Consider the following 19,175-nt stretch of genomic DNA (forward strand, 5'->3'; position numbering starts at 1 on the left):
TTGTATGAACTTCTCAGGTTCGTGCAGATGAGCTATAGTTAAAGATAGACATGGAGGGATTAAGAAATGAAAAAACGGGGGAATAAAATCAACCGCGCTCGTAACCTTGCCTTGTTGCTCGTTTTTGCAGGGATTGGTGTCATGTATCTCGGACTGTTGGCGAAGAGCATCACGTGGCTCATGATTATCTTCATGTTGCTCGGCTTCGTGATGGTGTTATCAAGTTCTGCACTCTACTTCATCATCGGGATGGCGTCCACGAAAGCCATCGTTGTCACTTGCCCGAACTGCGAGAAACAGACAAAGATGCTCGGTCGGGTCGATTTATGTATGCATTGCGACGAACCGCTTACGATTGACCAATCGCTCGAAGGTAAGGAATTCGATGAAAAATATAACAAACGCCAATCACATTCACACGAATAAAAAACATCCTCGAGCCGAGGATGTTTTTTAATGTTTATGCGCTTGTTCAGCTTGGCAAGCCGGGCATGTCCCGTATACTTCGAGACGGTGACGGTCGACTTTGAACCCCGTCAGTTGAGACGCGACCGATTCGATTTCATCGAGGACCGGATAGTTGAAGTCGACGACTTTCCCACACGCATCACAAATGATGTGGTAGTGGCGCGACGTCACAAAATCAAAGCGACTTGAAGCGTCCCCATAGTTCATCTCTTGAACGAGTCCGACTTCTTTAAAGACGCGCAAGTTATTGTAGACAGTAGCGACACTCATGTTCGGAAATCTCGCCGAAAGTGCCTTATAAATGTCATCCGCTGTCGGGTGACTGTGCTCCGTGACGAGGTACTCCAAAATGGCCTGGCGCTGAGGCGTCATTCTGACTCCATGTTCTCGGAGCGACTGAACAGCATGGTCAAGCATTTCGCTTCCCACGTCAATCCCTCATTTCTTCTATAAAATTCATGCGAAATGTCAGTTAGAATTAACCTATTTCTTACATAGTAATCTTTATAAATAGTGTACTGATTTCTTGAACGGTCGTCAAACGTTGAGCTTATGCGGTTGACGGCTATGATACAATAAATGCGAATTTGTAAAAGGAGGCAATACATATGGCAACACCATCTACACGCGACAAATCAGACATTTTGTATACCGACGCCTTGACGCATATCGTCGGCGGGGTCAACAGCCCTTCCCGCTCGTTTAAGGCCGTCGGCGGCGGTGCACCCGTCTATATGGAACGAGGAGACGGCGCCTATTTCTATGACGTCGACGGCAATCGTTATATCGACTATTTGGCGGCATACGGTCCGATCATCACGGGCCACGCCCACCCGCACATCCATAAAGCGTTGATTGAGGCTTCGTCTAAAGGACTTCTTTACGGGACACCACATGCGCTCGAAGTCGAGTTCGCGAAAAAGTTAAAAGCGGCCATCCCGTCAATGGATAAAGTCCGGTTCACGAACTCAGGGACCGAAGCAGTCATGACGACCGTCCGCGTTGCACGTGCCTATACCGGTCGCGAGCTCGTCGTCAAATTTAGCGGTTGTTATCACGGCCACTCGGACTTGATGCTCATCGCAGCAGGCAGCGGACCGGCCACACTCGGCTCACCAGACTCGGCCGGTGTCACACGGGCCACGGCGAAAGAAGTCATCACCGTACCGTTCAATGACGTCGAAGCATTCCGCGACATGATGCGCGAATGGGGAAGTCAAATCGCCTGCGTCCTAGTCGAACCAATCGTCGGGAACTTCGGCATCGTCGAACCGAAGCCAGGCTTCCTACAGGCTGTCAACGACATCACACACGAACATGGTGCTCTCGTCATTTATGATGAAGTCATCACGGCATTCCGTTTCACATACGGAAGCGCCCAGCAAGTGTATGGCATCGAACCGGATATGACCGCGCTCGGCAAAATTATCGGCGGCGGACTCCCAATCGGCGCATACGGCGGAAAAGCCGAAATCATGGAGACGGTCGCCCCGCTCGGGCCAGCCTATCAGGCCGGAACGATGGCCGGAAATCCGGCGTCGATGGCGACAGGACTCGCTTGCCTCGAAGTGCTCGAGCAACCGGGAGTATATGAAAAGCTTGACGCGCTCGGCGCCCAGCTCGAGGCCGGAATTCGTGAAGCCGCCGACACACACGGCGTGACCATCACGCTGAACCGTCTTAAAGGTGCACTCACAGTCTACTTCACGGACGAGATCGTGACCGATTATGAGGGAGCCGAAAAGTCGGACGGCGAAGTGTTCGGACGCTTCTTCAAATTGATGCTCGAGAATGGTGTCAATTTGGCTCCTTCGAAGTACGAGGCCTGGTTCTTAACGACCGAGCACACCGAACAAGATATCGAAGAGACGATTGCCGCGGTAAACCGCGCGTTCGCCCAACTATAAACAAAAGGAGATGCCGCGGCATCTCCTTTTTCGTTTACACCGAATGCCGAATCCATAGCTGGTCGTAGCGCGGGTGGCCGAACACATCGAGTGGAACCTCGCCAAGAAAACTCGGGAAGCGTCGTTCACGCGCAACGTGATAGAGCGGAATGACGAGTGCCGCTTCTGTCAAATGACGCTCGACGTCACGATGAAGCCACGGCCACGCACTCATATCGGTCTGACGGTAGCGGTCCATCATCTTACGGAGCTCCGTTTCATGCGCGATCAACTTACCGACGAGTGACAGCTCACTCGTCAAAAAAGCGAGAAATGCCAAATCGAGGTCTTCACTCATCATCTCCCCGCATAAAATCAAGTCAGCGCGACGAAGTGTCTCTTCTTGGAGCAAACAGCCGATCGTATACGTCTCGGTCTCAACGGTGAAACCAGCAACGCGCAACTGTTCCGCGACGAGCGCCGCGTCTTCTGTCGCCACCTCGAACGGCAAGTGCAACAACCGGAGCGGTCGGCACGAACTCACCGCCGCCTCCGGTGCCGGAACCGGTCGACTCGCCTCCGGGAAAAACCCATGTGCCACTTGATGACGTTCCCCTCCCAATTCAACGAACGCTTCTTTGTCGATTGCCCGTTGAATGGCAAGTCGCGCTGTCACATCGTCTTTGAGCCAAGAGTGCTGCAAATTGAACATGAGGTAACGCGCCCCAGCCTCGGCGATCCACTTGACGAGGCTCTGATCATCACCGGCGCTCCACTTCGCATAATCCGTTTCCGAGAACGTGACGAATTCGACCACGTCTAATGATGGCCGAGGCCGTAGCCCACGCTCGAACGCCCGCAACCGAACGACTTCCTCGGACCGCTTCTCCAATTTGAACGGTCCCGTCCCGACACCCCCTTCCGCCCCTTCATACGTGATCGACGCCGGCGTTTGGGCAAGCAACCGTTCAATGTAGGCCCGGTGCGCTTTCGTATGGATGTCGACCACGTAAGGTGCCGGCGACTCGAGCCGTTCGATTGGCGCGAATAGCCATACTTGTTTACCGCGAGCCAATAATCGATTCAACGAATAAACGACGTCCTTAGCCGCTAACGTCATCCCGTTGTGGAATGTGACCCCTTTACGGATGTAACAGCGAAACCCGAACGGCGTGTCTTCGATATGGTGAGCAAGGGATGGTTGGACCGTGGTCCCATCCCATTCGAACAGCCGGTCGAAGACGTGCCGGGACAACGATGCCTCCATTGCGATATGGATGTCGAGCGGGTCGAGGGACTCAAGCGTCCGGGTGCGCGGGAACACAAATCGGTCTTCTTCCGTCTGCTCGAAACCAAAGCGGTTCCAAATCCGGGCTTGAATCAATTCACGTAACGCTGGCGGCCAATCCCATTCCAACCATTTGGCCGCGTCCGCCATCGAGGCCGTCGAGAATGAGGTTTCAACCCACCCGCTAAGCGTCCTCGCAAAATCCGGCCGAAAGCGGAGCATCGATTCATGGCCGCGTCCTTTCCCGGCCTGATACTCTACCCAACCCAACGTTTGCCACACCTTGATATCGCGCTTCACTTGTTTCTCGCTATAGCCGACCGCTTCGACCGCTTCCCGTAAAGTCACTTCCCTTGTTCCAGTCTCTAGCGCATGGCGATAAATCGCCACTAGTTTCGCATTCATGCCGTTCCCCCTAAAAGTGGACATGTCCAAATTATTTGTCTCTTTTTACCAAGTGTAGTCCACGTTTAAAGTAGTGACAAGGAGGTGCTCACATGAAATTCAAAGATTTCCCAACAAACGTCCAACTTCGACTCGTCTGTGGATTTTTCATCCGCATCGTCGGTTCGGCCATCTTTCCATTCATGGCTTTATATTTCTCAGAAGAACTCGGCAAAATTGCCGCCGGGATTATCATGACGTCATTCGTCATCGTCGGATATGTCACCGGCTTGTTCGGTGGGTACTTCTCGGACCGCTTCAATCGCAAGCACGTCTTACAGATCGGCCAACTCGTTCAAATCCTCTGCTTCATCGAGATGACGGTCGCGATTCATCCATCGAACAATTGGGCACTCGCCTTGGCCATTCTCTACTTCGGTCACGCCGTCGCCAACGGGCTGAACTACCCGGCCTTAGAGGCGATCGTCATTGACTCGATGGAAGAATCGAACCGGAAAGCGATTTATGTATATGACTATTGGCTCGTCAACTTGGCCATCGCCGGTGGTGTTATGCTCGGTGGTGCGTTCTATCGTGACTATCGTTTCGGTTTATTCGTCGGAATGACACTCGTCTTGACGATCACGACGATCGTCTTGCAGCGCTATCTTGTCGATTCCCATCAAGGCAACCGATCGACGCCGGCCAACCCAATCGTCGGGGTAATCCAAAACTACAGGATCGCCTTGAATGACCGACGCTGGATGCTCTTCGTGCTCGGCAGCATGCTCGTCTTCTCGACCGAGTTCCATATGGCGAACTATATCGGGGTTCATTTGGCCGAGTCGTTCCAACAACGCTCAATCATTGGGGTACCGTTCGACGGCGTCCGGATGATGGCGTTCATGCAGCTCGAGAATACACTACTCGTCGTCGCCATCACGTTCGCCGTCACTGCATTTGTGAAACGGTACCGTGAGAAATACGTGTTCTTCATCGGCTTGTCGTTATACATCACGGCTTACGCTGCCATCACGTCTATGAACTCATTTCTGATTCTCGCCGTCTTGGCCGTTGTCTTCACGGTCGGCGAATTGCTGTACTCACCGATTCGCCAAGTGAAACAAGTCGACCTGCTCGACCCAGAGCGCCGCGCCTCGTACCTCGCTTTCGGCGGACTCACGTTCCACGGGGCCAAACTCGTGGCTGCGGCCGGGATTGTCGTCGGGGCCTTCATCGGACCCGTGTTCATGAGTGGCTACATCTTCTTGTTCGGGGCGCTCGGTGCCTACCTCTACTACATCTCACTTTATAAGATGGAATCGGTGCGTCAGCTCGCCGCCTGACGTTTGAACCGACCCCGGAACGGAAACAGGCAAGAGTGAAGGAGGCGAATGGTATGCCAGCCATTGTATTGTTTGATGGAGATTGTAACTTTTGCGACGCCAGTGTCCAGTTCATCTTGAACCGGGACGCGACGGGGAACTTTCATTTCGCCTCGCTTCAAGGCGAGGCTGGTCAGACTTTGCGCGAACGTCATCGTATCAACGACTCGGTCGACAGTATCGTGTTGATTCGCGATGGTGTCCCGTACATTAAATCCGACGCAGCGGTCCGCATCGCGGAAGGGTTGGACGGAAAATGGCGTTGGCTCCGGTTTGTGAGATTCGTCCCAAAACCGATTCGCGATTTCGGTTATGACGTGATCGCTAAAAATCGTTACCAATGGTTCGGACAAAAACAGACGTGCAAACTGCCCACCCCGGAAGAACGAAGCCGATTTCTCGACCAACAATCAAAACCGCCGACTCGATGAGTCGACGGTTTTCTTTAGTCCATACAGGTCAAGTACGTCCAGTGACATTCCGGCATCGGGTTGCCCATGAAACTGACACCGAGGTCGTCCGCCCGGTGAATCGTCATCCACGGAGCCTCGCCAGCTTGGAGATACACTTCATGATGCGGCGACTGCGTATGGCTGCCTGATAGTTTGAACGTGGCGTTATCCTTCAACTGTGCGACAATCGTATATTTGATGTCAGGCGCAATGACGAGTGGATTTCCGACCGAGTGTTGCAACCGATACGCGGCCCGTCCGCGGTCGATGTCCACATCTTCAAGATACACTTGGTCGACCGAGGCGATATCTTCACCCGTTAATCGATGATGCTTCGTATAGCCACGTGTCACATTCGCATCTTTTTTGATCGAGACAATTGGAATGTCACTCAGTCCCTCGGCTTTCACTTCCGTCCGCGTCCGATAGTCGGTCGCATGGACGTTATACGGTCGTCCGTCTCCTTCAAAATATGGATGCGGAGACAACAAATTCGGATTTTTAATCATCGGCGGACGGATGAACGTCTGAACGCGGAGCTGAATCTGGTCCACTGATTCCAAATCAGGTCGAAGCGGACTGACAAGAAAATACATGACGTATAGTTCTTTGTCACGTCGCGTGTCCGTCTTCAGCTCCTTCGCGAGCGACATCGCTTTGCCGACGGCGTGAATCAAACTCGTCCCCGGTTTATCGTCTCGTTTCACGGGACGAAGCGCCCTCACTTCATACATCGTCGGCTCATGGAGCGGTGTCTCATCCACGTAGGCATTGCCGACGACTTCGGCGATCCGTCGTCCTTTCCGGTAAATCGCATACGTCTCGACGTCAGCAATTGGATCCCATTGAAGATGGGTACCATTTGATGCGACGACAGCCGACGTGAGATGTCGATTCCAATATAAATCATCGCTCGGGTCGACGGCGGCCGTGTACACTTTCGCCACTTCCCCCTGTTCGTCCGTAATTCGATAGGCGACTTGTTCTCCGACGCCCGTCTCATGGTCGACATAGTGTTGATCGGTCCCTTCATACACATATTTCCCGTTCCGCGTGAGCCGCACTGTCCCTTCGACCGACCATGTCAGCTCGAGCGCTTCTTTTAACGGTTTTACCGTGATTAACCCTTCCCCGTTCATCATTGGTTCATCCCCCTTTTGGCATGTCGTTTCTTCATTCCCGTCTCACTGTCGCGGAAAACAAAAAAAGACCTCGAGTCTCCTCGAGGCCCCGTCTCATTCGACGACTGCTAAATCTTGAATCATATACAAATCGTAATAGGCTCCGCGGCGGCGCATCAATTCTTCATGCGTACCGGTCTCCATGATTTGTCCGTTATCGACGACGACGATCTTATCGGCGTCGGTGATCGTCGACAAGCGGTGCGCGACGATGAGCGTCGTTCTGCCTTTCGTCAAGCGCGCGAGTGAATCTTGAATCATCGACTCACTCTCAAGGTCAAGCGCACTCGTCGCTTCGTCGAGAATGATGATCGGTGGATGTTTCAAGAAGACACGGGCGATAGCGAGCCGTTGTTTCTGACCGCCTGAAAGCTTGACACCTTTTTCCCCGACCGGCGTATTGTAGCCGTCCTGCAAGTTCGAGATGAACTCATGGGCGTTGGCTGCTTTCGCGGCGGCGATGACCTCTTCATCACTCGCTTCCGGATTCCCCATCCGGATGTTCATCGCGACCGATTCGCTGAACAGCACCGAGTCTTGCATGACCATCCCGATTTGATCGCGCAACGCCCGTAGCTTGAATTCACGGACGTCGGTGCCATCGATTTTGATGCTGCCCGACGTGACGTCATAAAACCGTGGAATCAAGCTGACGAGCGTCGACTTCCCACCGCCGGACATACCGACGAATGCGACCCGCTCACCAGAACGGATGTGCAAACTGACATCGTGAAGAGCACGGGTGCCGTCTTTCTCATAAGCAAAGCTGACCTGGTCGAGTTCGATGTCGCCAGCCGTTTGCACGGGTACGAAGGCACTATGCTTCTCTTCGATATCATACGGCTCATCGAGGAACTCGAAGACACGGTCCATCGAAGCGACCGATTGGGTGAGCGTCGTCGCCGAGTTGACGAGACGACCGAGCGGTGCATAGAGACGGTCGATATACGCGATAAACGCGACGAGCGTCCCGAGTGAGACGTCCCCTTGCAAGACGAGCCAAGAAGCCGATGTGAAGATTAAAATTGGGGCGATGTCCGTGATTGTCGAGACGACGACGTACGTCTTCGCGTTCCAGCCGGTGTGGCGAAGCGCGGCTTTCAAGAAACCACCGTTCTGTTCTTCGAACGCCTTGTTTTCATACGGTTCGAGCGCAAAGCTACGAATGACGGCCATGCCGTTGACCCGTTCAGTCAAGTGGCCTTGAAGATCCGCAAGTGCGGCCGACCGTTCCCGCGTGAGCCGACGCAACCGTCCATAAAAGTAGCGGACAGCGATGGCGTAAAACGGGAGCGGCAAGATGGCGATGAGCGTCAGTTGCGGGTCGATCGTGTACATGATGGCGATGGCGATTAAAATCGTGACCATATCGAGCCAAATGTTCATCAGGCCGGTGATGACGAAGTCTTTCGTCTGTTCGACATCGTTGATGATGCGCGAGATAATCTGTCCCGTTTTATTGTTGGAATAATAGCGGAGCGATAGTCTTTGGACGTGGTCGAATAATCGGTTCCGGACGTCGAACAAAATCCACGTCGCCGCCCACTGCGCCAAATATTGTCGCAAGTATTCAATCGGCGGCTTCAAGACGAGAAAGACGAAGAAGACGATACTGAACAGCCAGACGAGCTCGGTGTAATCGGCAGCTGGTGCATCTTCAGTCAAATAGTTATCGATGACATATTTATAGAGGAGCGGCAATCCGAGCGGGATGGAGAATTTCAAAATCCCGACGAAGATGGTCAGCGCGATTTGTTTTTTATACGGTTTAACGAACTTTAAATAACGTTTAATACTACCCATTAGTTCCTCCTTCAAGAAAAAAAGCGGAGATGAGCGATCATCTCCGGTAACGTGCTTCGTATTCGCGATACCATTCATCGACGAATGTTGGGTTGAACGGCCCTTTCCGTCCTCGAATCCAGTTAATAAGTTCTTGAACGTTCTGTTTCAAGATTCGATCAATCGCTTTCGGATAATTCATCTCGCGACGATGCCGCTCATATTCATCCTCATCTAAAATCGTGTACGACATATCTGGGAACACCTTGATGTCCAAATCGTAATCGATGTACTTGATGGCACGTTCTGCCCCATCGAACGTTGTCGGCGAACCTAGATTACAGTAGTAGTAAATCCCATCTTCGCGAATCATGCAGATGACATTGAACCAAAACTCAGATGAAAAGTAGCAAATTGCCGGCTCACGTGTTCTCCATTGCCGGCCGTCTGACTCACTGACCATGATGCGGTCATTGAATCCGATCATATCCGTTTTTGACGACTGAAGGACGAGCGTTTCTTCCCAAACGCGATGCAAAGTTCCGTTGTGCTTGTAGCTCTGTATCTCGATCTTGCTACCTGCTTTGGGAAATAAGCTCATAAGCTCCTCCTTTCCGCTATGATGCTATACAATTCTCATATTTAATTATAGCGACTTTCAGAACCAATGAAAAAGGAAATCTCTTATTTTCACGAATTTAGTGTTTTTTGGAATGCCTCGGCTCGCGCTTTAAACATCGGTCGGAGCACGAAGTATTCGACGAGAACGGTCGGTACGTAACTATCGAACGTGACCTCATCGACCATGACGGCTTGCCTGTCCACTTGTTCGACGCGATGAACGTGACTGAAACGACGGAACGGGAACGGTAACTTCACGCCTTGGTCACAAAAGGCACGGTCTCCAGCCAATGTGATGGCGCTGTTCCACGGCAATGAAATCGGGCCGACCCCGATGCGAAGCTGAACGACATTTCCCTCGACCGAGGCCCCATCCCCAAGGAGCGTCACTTTCGGGAACGATGTCAGCTCTGATAACAGTGAAGCGTCTTGAAGCAACGTCCATAATGTGTCTACAGACGTGTCGTATGGAGTTCGTACGTCAAACTGTCTCATCTTTCGCACCTGCCATCTGCTCTAATTTTTGTTGGGCGACCGATACCGTCACCACATCGCGTGCTTCTTCGTCGAGCCAAGTCCACTCCCCTACCGGTAACGTCTCGACTTCATATAAGTCGATGTACCAGACGATATGGGAAAACACATGTTTCACTTGTCCAATATAGGTTCCGTTTAACTGTTCCCCCGTTCCGCGGTCTGTAAGCGGATATTGCCACATTCCAGCGAGAAGACCGGCATCCGGGCGTTTCACGTATGCGGCCCGGCCGTCTTGACGACAGTAAAGCGCATCGTACATCTCGATTCGAGCCGCCCCTTTTTTCGTCTTGACTGGGAGTTCATCTTGGACGTTATGGGTATAAGCATAACAATCGTCTTGAACCGGGCAGAGCGAACACATCGGGTTTTTCGGCGTACATACCGTCGCCCCAAGCTCCATGACCCCTTCATTGAAATCCGAGGCATGACTCGGGTCCATCAGTCGGCGGACGACTTGTTCGAATATTTTCCGCGTCTTCGGGATGGCGATGTCGTCATAGATGCCGAACTGACGGGACATAACGCGCATGACGTTGCCATCGACGGCCGGTTCCGGCTGATTGTACGCAATCGACAGTACCGCCCCGGTCGTATACGGTCCGACGCCTTTCAGCTTTTCGAACCGCTCTTTTTCCTCAGGGACGACGCCGTCGTACACCGCAACGACTTCTCGCACGGCTTGGTGAAGGTTACGGACCCGTGAGTAATACCCGAGCCCTTCCCAATATTTGACGACCTCGTCGGGTTCAGCCGCTGCCAACGCTTCGATCGTCGGAAAGCGCTCCATGAAACGGTTGTAGTACGGGATGACCGTATCGACACGCGTCTGTTGAAGCATGACTTCACTCACCCAGACACGATACGGATTTTTACGATGACGCCATGGCAAATCGCGCTTTTCACGATTGAACCATGTCACTAGATTTGTGTTAAACTCTTGAATATTATAATTTGTGAACAATTTATCAACATCGAGCATTTTATTTCCCCTCGTTTTAAAAATATTGTATGATGTAGTGGATTAAAATATGCGATTTTTCTACTTTTATGGAGGTGCTGAAGCACATTGGATACTGCTACTCACATTGGGATGGGACTTGGTTTAAGTGCAATCGCGACCCTCAGCCCAGAGGTGTCAGGCGACGCACAAATGTTTCTAGCCATGACAGCGACGGCTCTCGTCGGCTCGCATGCTCCGGACTTTGACACGGTCTTCAAACTAAAAGGAAATAGCACGTATTTACGCCAGCACCGCGGTCGTTCACATGGAATCACCGCACTACTCGCTTGGCCGATCATCGTCAGCGCCGTCATCGGACTCGCGCTTGGCGTTAACCCCGCCTCATTATGGGTCATGGCACAAATCGCCGTATTGTTACACGTCACGGTCGACTTGTTCAACGCCTACGGGACGCAAGCCCTCCAACCGTTCTCGAAGAAATGGATTGGCTGGGGCGTCATCGGGACGTTCGATCCGTATTTGTTCTCTGCTTATTACGGGGCATATGTATTATGGCTTATCACAGGGGCGACTGTCCCGATTTTTGCACTGCTCATTGCGCTCGTGACCAGCTACTATGCGATTCAGTTCAAATTGCGTAACCGCGCCCTCGCCACGGTCGCCCGTCACTTCGCTGGTGCACACGAACTGTTCATCTCGCCAGGTATCGGTTGGGATGACTGGCATGTCGCCGTCCGTTTCCGCGACGGATTAGGTGCCGTCAAAGTGAAAAAAGGGACGGTCATCGAATGCGGTCGTTTCCGAGACAAACCGATGCCAGGTGAAGATGACCTTCACTTCGTGGAAGCGCGTAAAAATGCGGATCTTCAATCGTTCCTCGAATTCTCGAAGATTCACACGTATACGGTCACACGCCACAATGGGATGATCGAGTATCGCTTCACGAACTTGCGTTATTTCGCGAAAGATATCTATCCGTTCGTCGCCGTCGTCATCGTCGACGAAGAATCGAATGAAGTGTTGTCTTCATTCACTGGCTGGGTGTTCAGTGAAGAGAGCCTGCAAAAGAAATTGGCCTACGAACAGTAAAAAGTCGCTCACAGGAGCGACTTTTTTTATGCCTCTGACTCCGTGAACTGGAGCTCGAAGTCGAATTTAACTTTTTTATCGACGAGCACACCGCCCGCTTCGAGCGCCTGGTTCCATGTCAATCCGTAATCTTCCCGGTTGATCGACCCGTCCCCGGTAAAGGCGTGTTTCAAGTTGCCCCACGGATCTTTCGCACTTCCCTCATATTCGACTTCGAACGTCTCTTCTCGGGTCGTCCCGCGAATCGTCAAATTCCCGGTCAGTTCGAATTCACCGCCACCTTTTGAACGGAACGATGTCGACTCGAACACGATGTCCTCGTGCTGCTCCACATCGAAGAAGTCTCCGGACCGTAAATGGTTGTCACGGTCACTGTTGTTCGTATCGATTGATGCCGCCTTAATCGTCACGTTCACCCGTGCGTTCGCGAGGTCGTCCGGTTGCCCATTCGCCTCGACGTGAAAGTCTTTGAACTCCCCTTTTACTTTCGAAATCATCATATGCTTGACCGTAAAGTTGATAGTACTGTGCGCTGGGTCGACTTGATATGTTTTTGCCATGAATCCGTCCACTCCTTCGATTTGAGATTGAATCTAATATGATGTTTACCACAAATCTTGACTTCAAAACATTTTAATTCAAATGTGACAAATTATTGTCGAAAAATTTTGACTTTTATCACACCTACCCGTTACGATGGAAAAAGGGAGCTGTTGACTTACAGTGAAATGTAAGCGCATACATAGAGTCCCTATACTTTACGGAAAAGGGAGGAACGACCATGATTTATGAAGTCCCAAACTCGACAGGCACGAAAGTTCATTTTAAAGACCGCTATGAGAACTACATCAACGGAAAGTGGACCGCGCCTGCAGGGGGAGAATATTTTGAGAACACCTCTCCGGTAAATGGTAAAGTTTTATGCGAAGTCGCCCGCTCGACGAAAGAAGATATCGAGCTCGCCTTGGATTCGGCCCATGCCGCCAAAGACGCATGGGGCAAAACGTCGGTCACCGAACGTTCTGTCATTTTAAATAAAATCGCCGATCGTATGGAAGCGAACCTTGAGATGCTCGCTTACGCCGAGACGTGGGAGAACGGGAAAGCCGTCCGTGAGACGCTCAACGCCGATCTTCCGCTCGCCATCGACCATTTCCGCTATTTCGCAGGCGTCATTCGGTCGCAGGAAGGCGGCATCAGTGAACTCGATCAAGATACGGTCGCCTATCACTTCACCGAGCCGCTCGGTGTCGTGGCCCAAATCATCCCTTGGAACTTCCCGATCTTGATGGCGGTCTGGAAAGTCGCACCGGCCCTCGCTGCCGGGAACTGTATCGTATTGAAACCCGCTGAACAGACGCCGGCTTCTATCATGGTGCTCATGGAACTGATTGAAGACTTGCTTCCGCCAGGCGTGTTGAATATCGTTAACGGATTCGGACTCGAGGCCGGCAAACCGCTCGCGTCGAGCGACCGAGTCGACAAAGTCGCCTTCACGGGTGAGACGACGACAGGTCGACTCATCATGCAATACGCCTCACAAAACATTATCCCGGTTACGCTCGAACTCGGTGGGAAGTCACCGAACATCTTCTTCGCGGACATCATGGATGCGGACGATGATTTCTTTGACAAGTCGATTGAAGGACTCGTCATGTTCGCCTTGAACCAAGGCGAGGTATGCACGTGCCCATCGCGCGCGCTCATCCACGAATCGATTTATGAGCCGTTCATGGAACGGGTGCTTGAACGGGTCAAAGCGATCAAGCTCGGCAACCCGCTCGACCCTGACGTCATGATGGGTGCCCAAGCATCAAATGAGCAGATGGAAAAAATCTTGTCGTACTTGGAAATCGGAAAGTCGGAAGGCGCGGAATGCCTCATCGGCGGTGAGCGCAATATGATGGACGGCGAACTCGCCGACGGCTATTATGTGCAGCCGACTATCTTCAAAGGCCATAACAAGATGCGCATCTTCCAAGAAGAGATCTTCGGACCGGTCTTATCAGTGACGACGTTCAAAGACGACGCCGAGGCGCTCGCCATCGCGAACGACACGTTATACGGTCTCGGTGCCGGCGTTTGGACTCGTGACATGAACCGCGCCTATCGTTTCGGCCGCGAGATTCAAGCAGGTCGCGTCTGGATCAACTGCTATCATCAATACCCGGCCCATGCCGCGTTCGGCGGATACAAGATGTCTGGGATTGGCCGCGAGAACCATAAGATGATGCTCAACCATTATCAACGGACGAAAAACATGCTCGTCAGCTATAGCGAACAAAAACTCGGGTTCTTCTGAGATGGTGAACCGCGTCGAGGCCACCCCCGCCACGCTCGCGCTCCTCGAACAGCTGAAACGAAAACATGGACCGCTCTTGTTTCACCAGTCGGGCGGTTGTTGTGACGGGAGTTCCCCGATGTGTTTCCCGCAAGGCGAGTTCATGATTGGAGATCATGACGTCCTGCTCGGCGAAATCGGCGGTTGTCCGTTCTATATGCACGAGAAGCAATACGACTACTGGAAGCACACTCAGCTCATCATCGACGTCGTCGAGGGCAGAGGCGGTATGTTCTCGGTCGAGGGCGTCGAAGGAAAACGGTTTTTGAGCCGTTCCCGTGTGTTCACGGATGAGGAACGGGCCGAGTTGCAACAGAGCTGAATGTCTATGCTATAAACAAAAGTCCCGCTCACGGTGAGCGGGACTCCTTTTATTTACTCTGCATTTTGAAGCGCAAGTATAGTTCGTTATAATACGCGTTCATGCGCTTGCCTAAGTTCTCATACACTTCGAGCTCATCCGTCACGTCTTTCGACGGATAGAAACGTTCGTCTGACGTCACTTCTTCATCCAAGAATTCAAGCGCCGCTTCGTTCGGCGTCGAATAGCCGACGTAATCGGTGTTACGGGCCGCGATTTCCGCGTCGAGCATGAAGTCGATGAACTGGTGCGCGCCTTCGACGTTTTTCGATGTGTTCGGAATGACGAGGTTGTCGAACCAGAGATTCGTCCCTTCTTCCGGGATGACATACGTCAACTCTTCGTTCTCGTACATAATCTCGGAAGCGTCACCTGACCAGACGACGGCCGCGGCCGCTTCACGATTGGCCATGAGCATCTTGATTTCATCGCCGACGATCGCTTTAATGTTCGGCCAGAGTGTCTCGAGCTTCTTCTCCGCCTCGAGCAACTCGTCCTTGTCGGTCGTATTGAGCGAGTAACCGAGTGAGTTAAGGCCGAAGCCCATCACCTCACGGGTCCCGTCTGCGAGCAAGATGTCATTCTCGAGCGGCATGTCCCAAAGATCGTTCCACGACGTGATGTCGCCGTCGACGAGTTCAGGGTTATACACGATGCCGACCGTTCCCCAAAAGTAAGGGACCGAATATGTGTTACCCGGATCGAACGACTTGTCGAGGAAACGTGGGTCAATGTTATCAAAGTTCTCAAGCTTGTCGTAGTCGATCGGCAAGAGCAGGTCCTCTTCAATCATTTTACTGATAGCGTAATCCGACGGAACGGCGATGTCGAACGCCGTCCCGCCTTGCTCGATTTTCGTGAGCATCGCCTCGTTCGAGTCGAACGTCTGGTAGATGACCTTCAAGCCCGTCTCTTCCTCGAACTCGCCAATCAAATCTTCATCGATATAGTCGCCCCAGTTGTAGACGACGAGCGTGTTATCGCCGCCGAACCCTTGCGCCAAATTGATTTGGTACACCCAGAGCAAGAGGCCGAAACTGACGAGGACCGGCACCGTCAACATGATGACCAATTTTTTCATCGTCTTACCTCCTTCGCTTTCGCCCCACGTTGGGCGAGCACGTAATACCCGAGGACGAGAATGAGTGTGAACAAGAACAAGATCGCTGACAAGGCATTGATTTCAAGCGAGATGCCTTGGCGGGCCCGTGAGTAGACTTCGACGGCGAGTGTCGTGAAGCCGTTCCCGGTCACGAAGAACGTGACGGCAAAGTCATCGAGCGAATACGTGAGCGCCGTGAAGAATCCGGCAAAAATACCTGGCGTGATGTACGGCAAGATGACTTTCGTCAACACGTCCCACGTGCTCGCCCCGAGGTCACGCGACGCATCGATGAGCGTCGGACTCATCTCTTGTAGCTTCGGCAAGACCAAGATGACGACGATCGGCACCGAGAAGGCGATGTGCGCCAACAGCACCGAGTAGAAACCGAGTTGAATCCCGAGCATCGTGAACAAGATGAGGAACGACGCCCCGATGATGACGTCCGGGCTGACAATCAACACGTTGTTGAGCGACAAGAGTGACGTCTTCGTGAAGCGTTGTCTCGCCGTATAGATGGCGAGCGCCCCGATGACACCGAGCACGGTCGAGATCGTCGCCGACAACAAGGCGATGACGATCGTGTTCAAGACAATGACGAGCAGGCGCGTGTCGGTAAAGAGCGACTTGTACCAATCGAGCGTGAAACCTTCAAAGTTACTCATCGTCCCGCCGCTGTTGAACGAGTAGACGACCAAGTAAAGAATTGGTGCGTAGAGGATGAAGAACACGACCAGCAAATACAGGTTGGCTAATTTAAATTTTTTCGGTTTCATCGACGCACCGCTCCTTTCGCGCCCCAGTCACGTGTGATGACCATGACGAGGACCATCGCCAAAATCAAGAACACGGCAATCGTTGAGCCCATGCCCCAGTTTTGCGTGACGAGGAATTGTTGTTCAATCGCCGTCCCGAGCGTGATGACGCGGTTCCCCGCAATCAGTCGAGTAATCATGAAGAGCGACAACGCCGGAATGAAGACGATTTGAATCCCTGACTTCACACCGTCAAGCGTGAGCGGGAAGATGACCCGGCGGAACGTCGTCCAGTTCGAGGCCCCGAGATCGCGCGACGCATAGACGAGCGACGGCGGGAGTTTCTCGATCGCGTTATAGATTGGCAAGATCATGAACGGGATGAAGATGTACACCGAGACGAACACGAAACTGAAGTCCGTGAACAAAATCTGTTGCGTCCCGATGCCAATCGCCTCTAAAAACTGGTTCGTGATGCCGTATGTCCCGAAAATGCCGAGGAATGCATAGGCTTTGAGCAATAAGTTGATCCATGATGGCAAAATGATGAGCAACAACCAAAGTTGCTTATGCTTCGTCTTCGTCAATAAATAAGCGGTCGGATACCCGATCAAAAGCGAGAAGAACGTAATCAAGAACGCATACCAGAAGGACGATAACGTCATCGTCAAATACGTCGACGTGAAGAACATCTGATAGTTCTCTAAGCTCAAGTTGCCTTCGATATCAAAGAACGAGTAGTAGACGACGAGCAGGAGCGGCGCGATGACGAACAGCGCGATCCATAACCAATACGTCGTCAAATAGACCGTCTTCGCGGTTTGACTAGTTTGATTCATGAGCGACCTCCTCATAGGACTCGAGACGACGGTCGAACTCTTCCTCCGTCTCTCCTAAACGCATGACGTGAATCGCCTCGTCTTCGAACGTGAGTCCAATTTTCGAACCGACGACCGATTTTTTCGTCGAATGGACGAGCCATTCGTTGCCTTCTTGGTCATAGCAGCAAATCTCATAGTGGACGCCTCGGAACAGTTGCGAATCGACGTCGACGACGAGTTTCGCCGATTCGACCGACGTCATCTCCAAATCTTCCGGACGGATGATGACTTCAACTTTCTCGTTGCGGTCAAACCCTTGGTCGACGCAATCGAACGTCTTCCCGGCGAACGTGACGACGTTGTCCTCTGGCATAACACCCGGTACGATGTTCGATTCTCCGATGAAATCGGCGACGAAACGGTTGATTGGCTCGTCGTAAATATCGGTCGGCGTCCCACTTTGGACGACCTTCCCGTTATTCATGACGAAGATCTCATCCGACATCGCGAGCGCTTCTTCCTGGTCGTGCGTGACAAAGATGAACGTGATGCCGAGACGCTGTTGCAATTCGCGGAGCTCATATTGCATCTCCGTCCGGAGTTTCAAATCGAGCGCCGAGAGCGGCTCATCGAGCAAGATGACTTCCGGTTCGTTGACGATGGCACGGGCGATGGCCACACGCTGGCGTTGTCCGCCTGACATCTCATCGATTTCACGTGACTCGTAACCTTGCAAGTTGACGAATTTGAGCGCCTGTTCGACTTTCGTCTTCACATCCGCTTCTTTCATCTTTTTGATGCGCAGCCCGAACGCGACGTTCTCGAACACGTTCAAGTGCGGGAAGAGCGCATAGTCTTGGAACACGGTGTTCACTTGACGTTTGTTCGCCGGGACGTCGTTGATGCGCTTCCCATTGAACTGGATATCGCCTGCTGATGCGTCCGTGAAGCCGGCGATCAATCGTAAAATTGTCGTCTTCCCGCATCCAGACGGCCCGAGCAACGTGTAGAACTTCCCTTTCTCAATCTCGAAGCTGATGTTTTCTAAGACGACCGTGTCGTCGTAGCGCTTCGACACGTTGTCAAAGCGAATAATCGTTTCTGGGTTCATTTCAGTTCCTCCCTTATAAATATGAATGGGTCGCGACGATTAAACATTCACTCTCGCCGTCATAGTCATTGACGAGTTGATGCGAATCGGAGGCGACATAATATAACGTTTCTCCGGCTTTTGCGAAGTACGTGTGATGGCCGAGCTTGAGGGCAACCCGCCCTGACAAAACGTAGACGAACGTCTCGGAACGGGAAGGCTCGTAACGCTTGAATTCCCCATGTTTAGAGAATCTCAGCAAAATCGGCTCCATCTCTTTTTCGTTCGATTCCGGGATGAGCCACTCGGTCCGGTATTTTCGTTCCTCATCGGCATACACGGTCCGGTCGTCTGCGGTATAGCTCACTTTTTGAAACATCTCTTCATCGAAGAACTCTTTCGGCGAGCAACCGAGCACTTCTAACAAGTCGAATAGCGTCTCAAGCGAAGGTGAACTCAAATCACGCTCGATTTGAGAGATATAGCCTTTACTCAAATCCGTGCGCTCGGCCAACTCTTCTTGCGTCAACCCTTTCTTGACGCGGAGCCGTTTGATTTTTTGACCGACGTCCAAGTGAAAACCCCTCCTTTCGGCTTTGAATCAAGTTTAGTGAAAAATGATTCCAACTAAAGAAAGTTTATAAATACTTAACTACAAAGCGAACTAATAG

Annotated in this window: 20 protein-coding genes; 7 read left to right on the forward strand and 13 right to left on the reverse strand. The window is 52.1% G+C overall.

Features of this window, described 5'->3' with window-relative positions; all coding sequences use genetic code 11:
- The first annotated feature begins 66 nt into the window (after positions 1-66).
- On the forward strand, positions 67-426 hold the full coding sequence (locus tag NMQ00_RS12155) for a YgzB family protein (protein WP_021067733.1): 360 nt from the start codon (positions 67-69) through the stop codon (positions 424-426).
- A 27-nt stretch (positions 427-453) separates the two neighbouring features.
- On the opposite strand, the gene perR is transcribed toward NMQ00_RS12155, so the two are convergent.
- Complete coding sequence (gene perR, locus NMQ00_RS12160; RefSeq protein WP_029596002.1) at positions 454-885, reverse strand: peroxide-responsive transcriptional repressor PerR; 432 nt, start codon at positions 883-885, stop codon at positions 454-456.
- A 191-nt stretch (positions 886-1,076) separates the two neighbouring features.
- Between perR and NMQ00_RS12165 the strand changes: the two genes are divergently transcribed.
- Entirely contained in the window at positions 1,077-2,375 is a 1,299-nt protein-coding gene (locus NMQ00_RS12165) for a glutamate-1-semialdehyde 2,1-aminomutase (RefSeq protein WP_255176883.1), read from the forward strand.
- 34 nt (positions 2,376-2,409) lie between these two features.
- Here the strand turns inward: NMQ00_RS12165 and NMQ00_RS12170 are convergent, their stop codons facing one another.
- Entirely contained in the window at positions 2,410-4,047 is a 1,638-nt protein-coding gene (locus NMQ00_RS12170; RefSeq protein WP_255176884.1) for an ABC transporter substrate-binding protein, read from the reverse strand.
- 92 nt (positions 4,048-4,139) lie between these two features.
- On the opposite strand from NMQ00_RS12170, the gene NMQ00_RS12175 reads away from it, so the two are divergent.
- Together NMQ00_RS12175 and NMQ00_RS12180 are read left to right on the forward strand one after the other, a co-directional pair.
- A complete protein-coding gene (locus NMQ00_RS12175) occupies positions 4,140-5,372 on the forward strand; it encodes an MFS transporter (RefSeq protein WP_255176885.1) in 1,233 nt (410 codons plus the stop codon).
- A 53-nt stretch (positions 5,373-5,425) separates the two neighbouring features.
- Positions 5,426-5,842 carry a thiol-disulfide oxidoreductase DCC family protein gene (locus tag NMQ00_RS12180; RefSeq protein WP_255176886.1) on the forward strand — a complete coding sequence of 139 codons (417 nt, stop codon included), beginning with the start codon at positions 5,426-5,428 and terminating at the stop codon, positions 5,840-5,842.
- Positions 5,843-5,856: 14 nt separating this feature from the next.
- Here NMQ00_RS12180 and NMQ00_RS12185 read toward each other — a convergent pair whose 3' ends face one another.
- From NMQ00_RS12185 to mutY, 5 genes are all read right to left on the reverse strand, one after another.
- The gene (locus NMQ00_RS12185) at positions 5,857-7,005 is read right to left on the reverse strand and encodes a hypothetical protein (protein ID WP_255176887.1); all 1,149 of its coding nucleotides are present in this window, start codon (positions 7,003-7,005) and stop codon (positions 5,857-5,859) included.
- 93 nt (positions 7,006-7,098) lie between these two features.
- On the reverse strand, positions 7,099-8,847 hold the full coding sequence (locus NMQ00_RS12190; RefSeq protein WP_255176888.1) for an ABC transporter ATP-binding protein: 1,749 nt from the start codon (positions 8,845-8,847) through the stop codon (positions 7,099-7,101).
- A gap of 37 nt (positions 8,848-8,884) precedes the next feature.
- Positions 8,885-9,427, reverse strand: a complete 543-nt coding sequence (gene ntdP / locus NMQ00_RS12195; RefSeq protein WP_021067741.1) for a nucleoside tri-diphosphate phosphatase — start codon at positions 9,425-9,427, stop codon at positions 8,885-8,887.
- A gap of 89 nt (positions 9,428-9,516) precedes the next feature.
- A complete protein-coding gene (locus tag NMQ00_RS12200; RefSeq protein WP_255176889.1) occupies positions 9,517-9,942 on the reverse strand; it encodes an SRPBCC family protein in 426 nt (141 codons plus the stop codon).
- Entirely contained in the window at positions 9,929-10,963 is a 1,035-nt protein-coding gene (mutY, locus tag NMQ00_RS12205; protein WP_255176890.1) for an A/G-specific adenine glycosylase, read from the reverse strand. The genes NMQ00_RS12200 and mutY overlap by 14 nt, the downstream gene beginning before the upstream one ends.
- 87 nt (positions 10,964-11,050) lie before the next feature.
- Here mutY and NMQ00_RS12210 point away from each other — a divergent pair, with 87 nt between their 5' ends.
- A complete protein-coding gene (locus NMQ00_RS12210) occupies positions 11,051-12,034 on the forward strand; it encodes a metal-dependent hydrolase (RefSeq protein WP_255176891.1) in 984 nt (327 codons plus the stop codon).
- 26 nt (positions 12,035-12,060) lie between these two features.
- Here NMQ00_RS12210 and NMQ00_RS12215 read toward each other — a convergent pair whose 3' ends face one another.
- Positions 12,061-12,594, reverse strand: coding sequence for a YceI family protein (locus NMQ00_RS12215; protein ID WP_255176892.1), 534 nt, complete (start codon positions 12,592-12,594; stop codon positions 12,061-12,063).
- 221 nt (positions 12,595-12,815) lie between these two features.
- On the opposite strand from NMQ00_RS12215, the gene exaC reads away from it, so the two are divergent.
- Positions 12,816-14,336, forward strand: coding sequence for an acetaldehyde dehydrogenase ExaC (gene exaC / locus NMQ00_RS12220; protein WP_255176893.1), 1,521 nt, complete (start codon positions 12,816-12,818; stop codon positions 14,334-14,336).
- Between the two features lies 1 nt (position 14,337).
- Entirely contained in the window at positions 14,338-14,697 is a 360-nt protein-coding gene (locus NMQ00_RS12225; protein ID WP_021067747.1) for a DUF779 domain-containing protein, read from the forward strand.
- Between the two features lie 49 nt (positions 14,698-14,746).
- Here the strand turns inward: NMQ00_RS12225 and NMQ00_RS12230 are convergent, their stop codons facing one another.
- From NMQ00_RS12230 to NMQ00_RS12250, 5 genes are read right to left on the reverse strand one after another with little or no spacing between them, the layout of a single operon-like run.
- Positions 14,747-15,817: an ABC transporter substrate-binding protein gene (locus NMQ00_RS12230; RefSeq protein WP_255176894.1), complete on the reverse strand. Its 1,071-nt coding sequence runs from the start codon at positions 15,815-15,817 to the stop codon at positions 14,747-14,749.
- Positions 15,814-16,614 (reverse strand): ABC transporter permease, encoded by an 801-nt coding sequence (locus NMQ00_RS12235; protein ID WP_255176895.1) that lies wholly within the window; start codon positions 16,612-16,614, stop codon positions 15,814-15,816. Before NMQ00_RS12235 ends, NMQ00_RS12230 begins: the two co-directional genes overlap by 4 nt.
- Positions 16,611-17,432 (reverse strand): ABC transporter permease, encoded by an 822-nt coding sequence (locus NMQ00_RS12240; RefSeq protein ID WP_034780994.1) that lies wholly within the window; start codon positions 17,430-17,432, stop codon positions 16,611-16,613. Before NMQ00_RS12240 ends, NMQ00_RS12235 begins: the two co-directional genes overlap by 4 nt.
- Complete coding sequence (locus NMQ00_RS12245) at positions 17,419-18,525, reverse strand: ABC transporter ATP-binding protein (protein ID WP_255176896.1); 1,107 nt, start codon at positions 18,523-18,525, stop codon at positions 17,419-17,421. Before NMQ00_RS12245 ends, NMQ00_RS12240 begins: the two co-directional genes overlap by 14 nt.
- Positions 18,526-18,538: 13 nt before the next feature.
- Positions 18,539-19,078 carry a helix-turn-helix domain-containing protein gene (locus NMQ00_RS12250; RefSeq protein WP_255176897.1) on the reverse strand — a complete coding sequence of 180 codons (540 nt, stop codon included), beginning with the start codon at positions 19,076-19,078 and terminating at the stop codon, positions 18,539-18,541.
- Positions 19,079-19,175: the final 97 nt, after the last annotated feature.

The sequence above is a fragment of the Exiguobacterium aurantiacum genome, from assembly GCF_024362205.1.
Taxonomy (GTDB): domain Bacteria; phylum Bacillota; class Bacilli; order Exiguobacteriales; family Exiguobacteriaceae; genus Exiguobacterium; species Exiguobacterium aurantiacum_B.

Coding starts and splice junctions, on each gene's coding strand:
- NMQ00_RS12155 (WP_021067733.1), top strand. CDS start 67: ATGAAAAAACGGGGGAATAAAATCAACCGCGCTCGTAACCTTGCCTTG.
- perR (WP_029596002.1), bottom strand. CDS start 885: ATGCTTGACCATGCTGTTCAGTCGCTCCGAGAACATGGAGTCAGAATG.
- NMQ00_RS12165 (WP_255176883.1), top strand. CDS start 1,077: ATGGCAACACCATCTACACGCGACAAATCAGACATTTTGTATACCGAC.
- NMQ00_RS12170 (WP_255176884.1), bottom strand. CDS start 4,047: ATGAATGCGAAACTAGTGGCGATTTATCGCCATGCGCTAGAGACTGGA.
- NMQ00_RS12175 (WP_255176885.1), top strand. CDS start 4,140: ATGAAATTCAAAGATTTCCCAACAAACGTCCAACTTCGACTCGTCTGT.
- NMQ00_RS12180 (WP_255176886.1), top strand. CDS start 5,426: ATGCCAGCCATTGTATTGTTTGATGGAGATTGTAACTTTTGCGACGCC.
- NMQ00_RS12185 (WP_255176887.1), bottom strand. CDS start 7,005: ATGATGAACGGGGAAGGGTTAATCACGGTAAAACCGTTAAAAGAAGCG.
- NMQ00_RS12190 (WP_255176888.1), bottom strand. CDS start 8,847: ATGGGTAGTATTAAACGTTATTTAAAGTTCGTTAAACCGTATAAAAAA.
- ntdP (WP_021067741.1), bottom strand. CDS start 9,427: ATGAGCTTATTTCCCAAAGCAGGTAGCAAGATCGAGATACAGAGCTAC.
- NMQ00_RS12200 (WP_255176889.1), bottom strand. CDS start 9,942: ATGAGACAGTTTGACGTACGAACTCCATACGACACGTCTGTAGACACA.
- mutY (WP_255176890.1), bottom strand. CDS start 10,963: ATGCTCGATGTTGATAAATTGTTCACAAATTATAATATTCAAGAGTTT.
- NMQ00_RS12215 (WP_255176892.1), bottom strand. CDS start 12,594: ATGGCAAAAACATATCAAGTCGACCCAGCGCACAGTACTATCAACTTT.
- exaC (WP_255176893.1), top strand. CDS start 12,816: ATGATTTATGAAGTCCCAAACTCGACAGGCACGAAAGTTCATTTTAAA.
- NMQ00_RS12225 (WP_021067747.1), top strand. CDS start 14,338: ATGGTGAACCGCGTCGAGGCCACCCCCGCCACGCTCGCGCTCCTCGAA.
- NMQ00_RS12230 (WP_255176894.1), bottom strand. CDS start 15,817: ATGAAAAAATTGGTCATCATGTTGACGGTGCCGGTCCTCGTCAGTTTC.
- NMQ00_RS12235 (WP_255176895.1), bottom strand. CDS start 16,614: ATGAAACCGAAAAAATTTAAATTAGCCAACCTGTATTTGCTGGTCGTG.
- NMQ00_RS12240 (WP_034780994.1), bottom strand. CDS start 17,432: ATGAATCAAACTAGTCAAACCGCGAAGACGGTCTATTTGACGACGTAT.
- NMQ00_RS12245 (WP_255176896.1), bottom strand. CDS start 18,525: ATGAACCCAGAAACGATTATTCGCTTTGACAACGTGTCGAAGCGCTAC.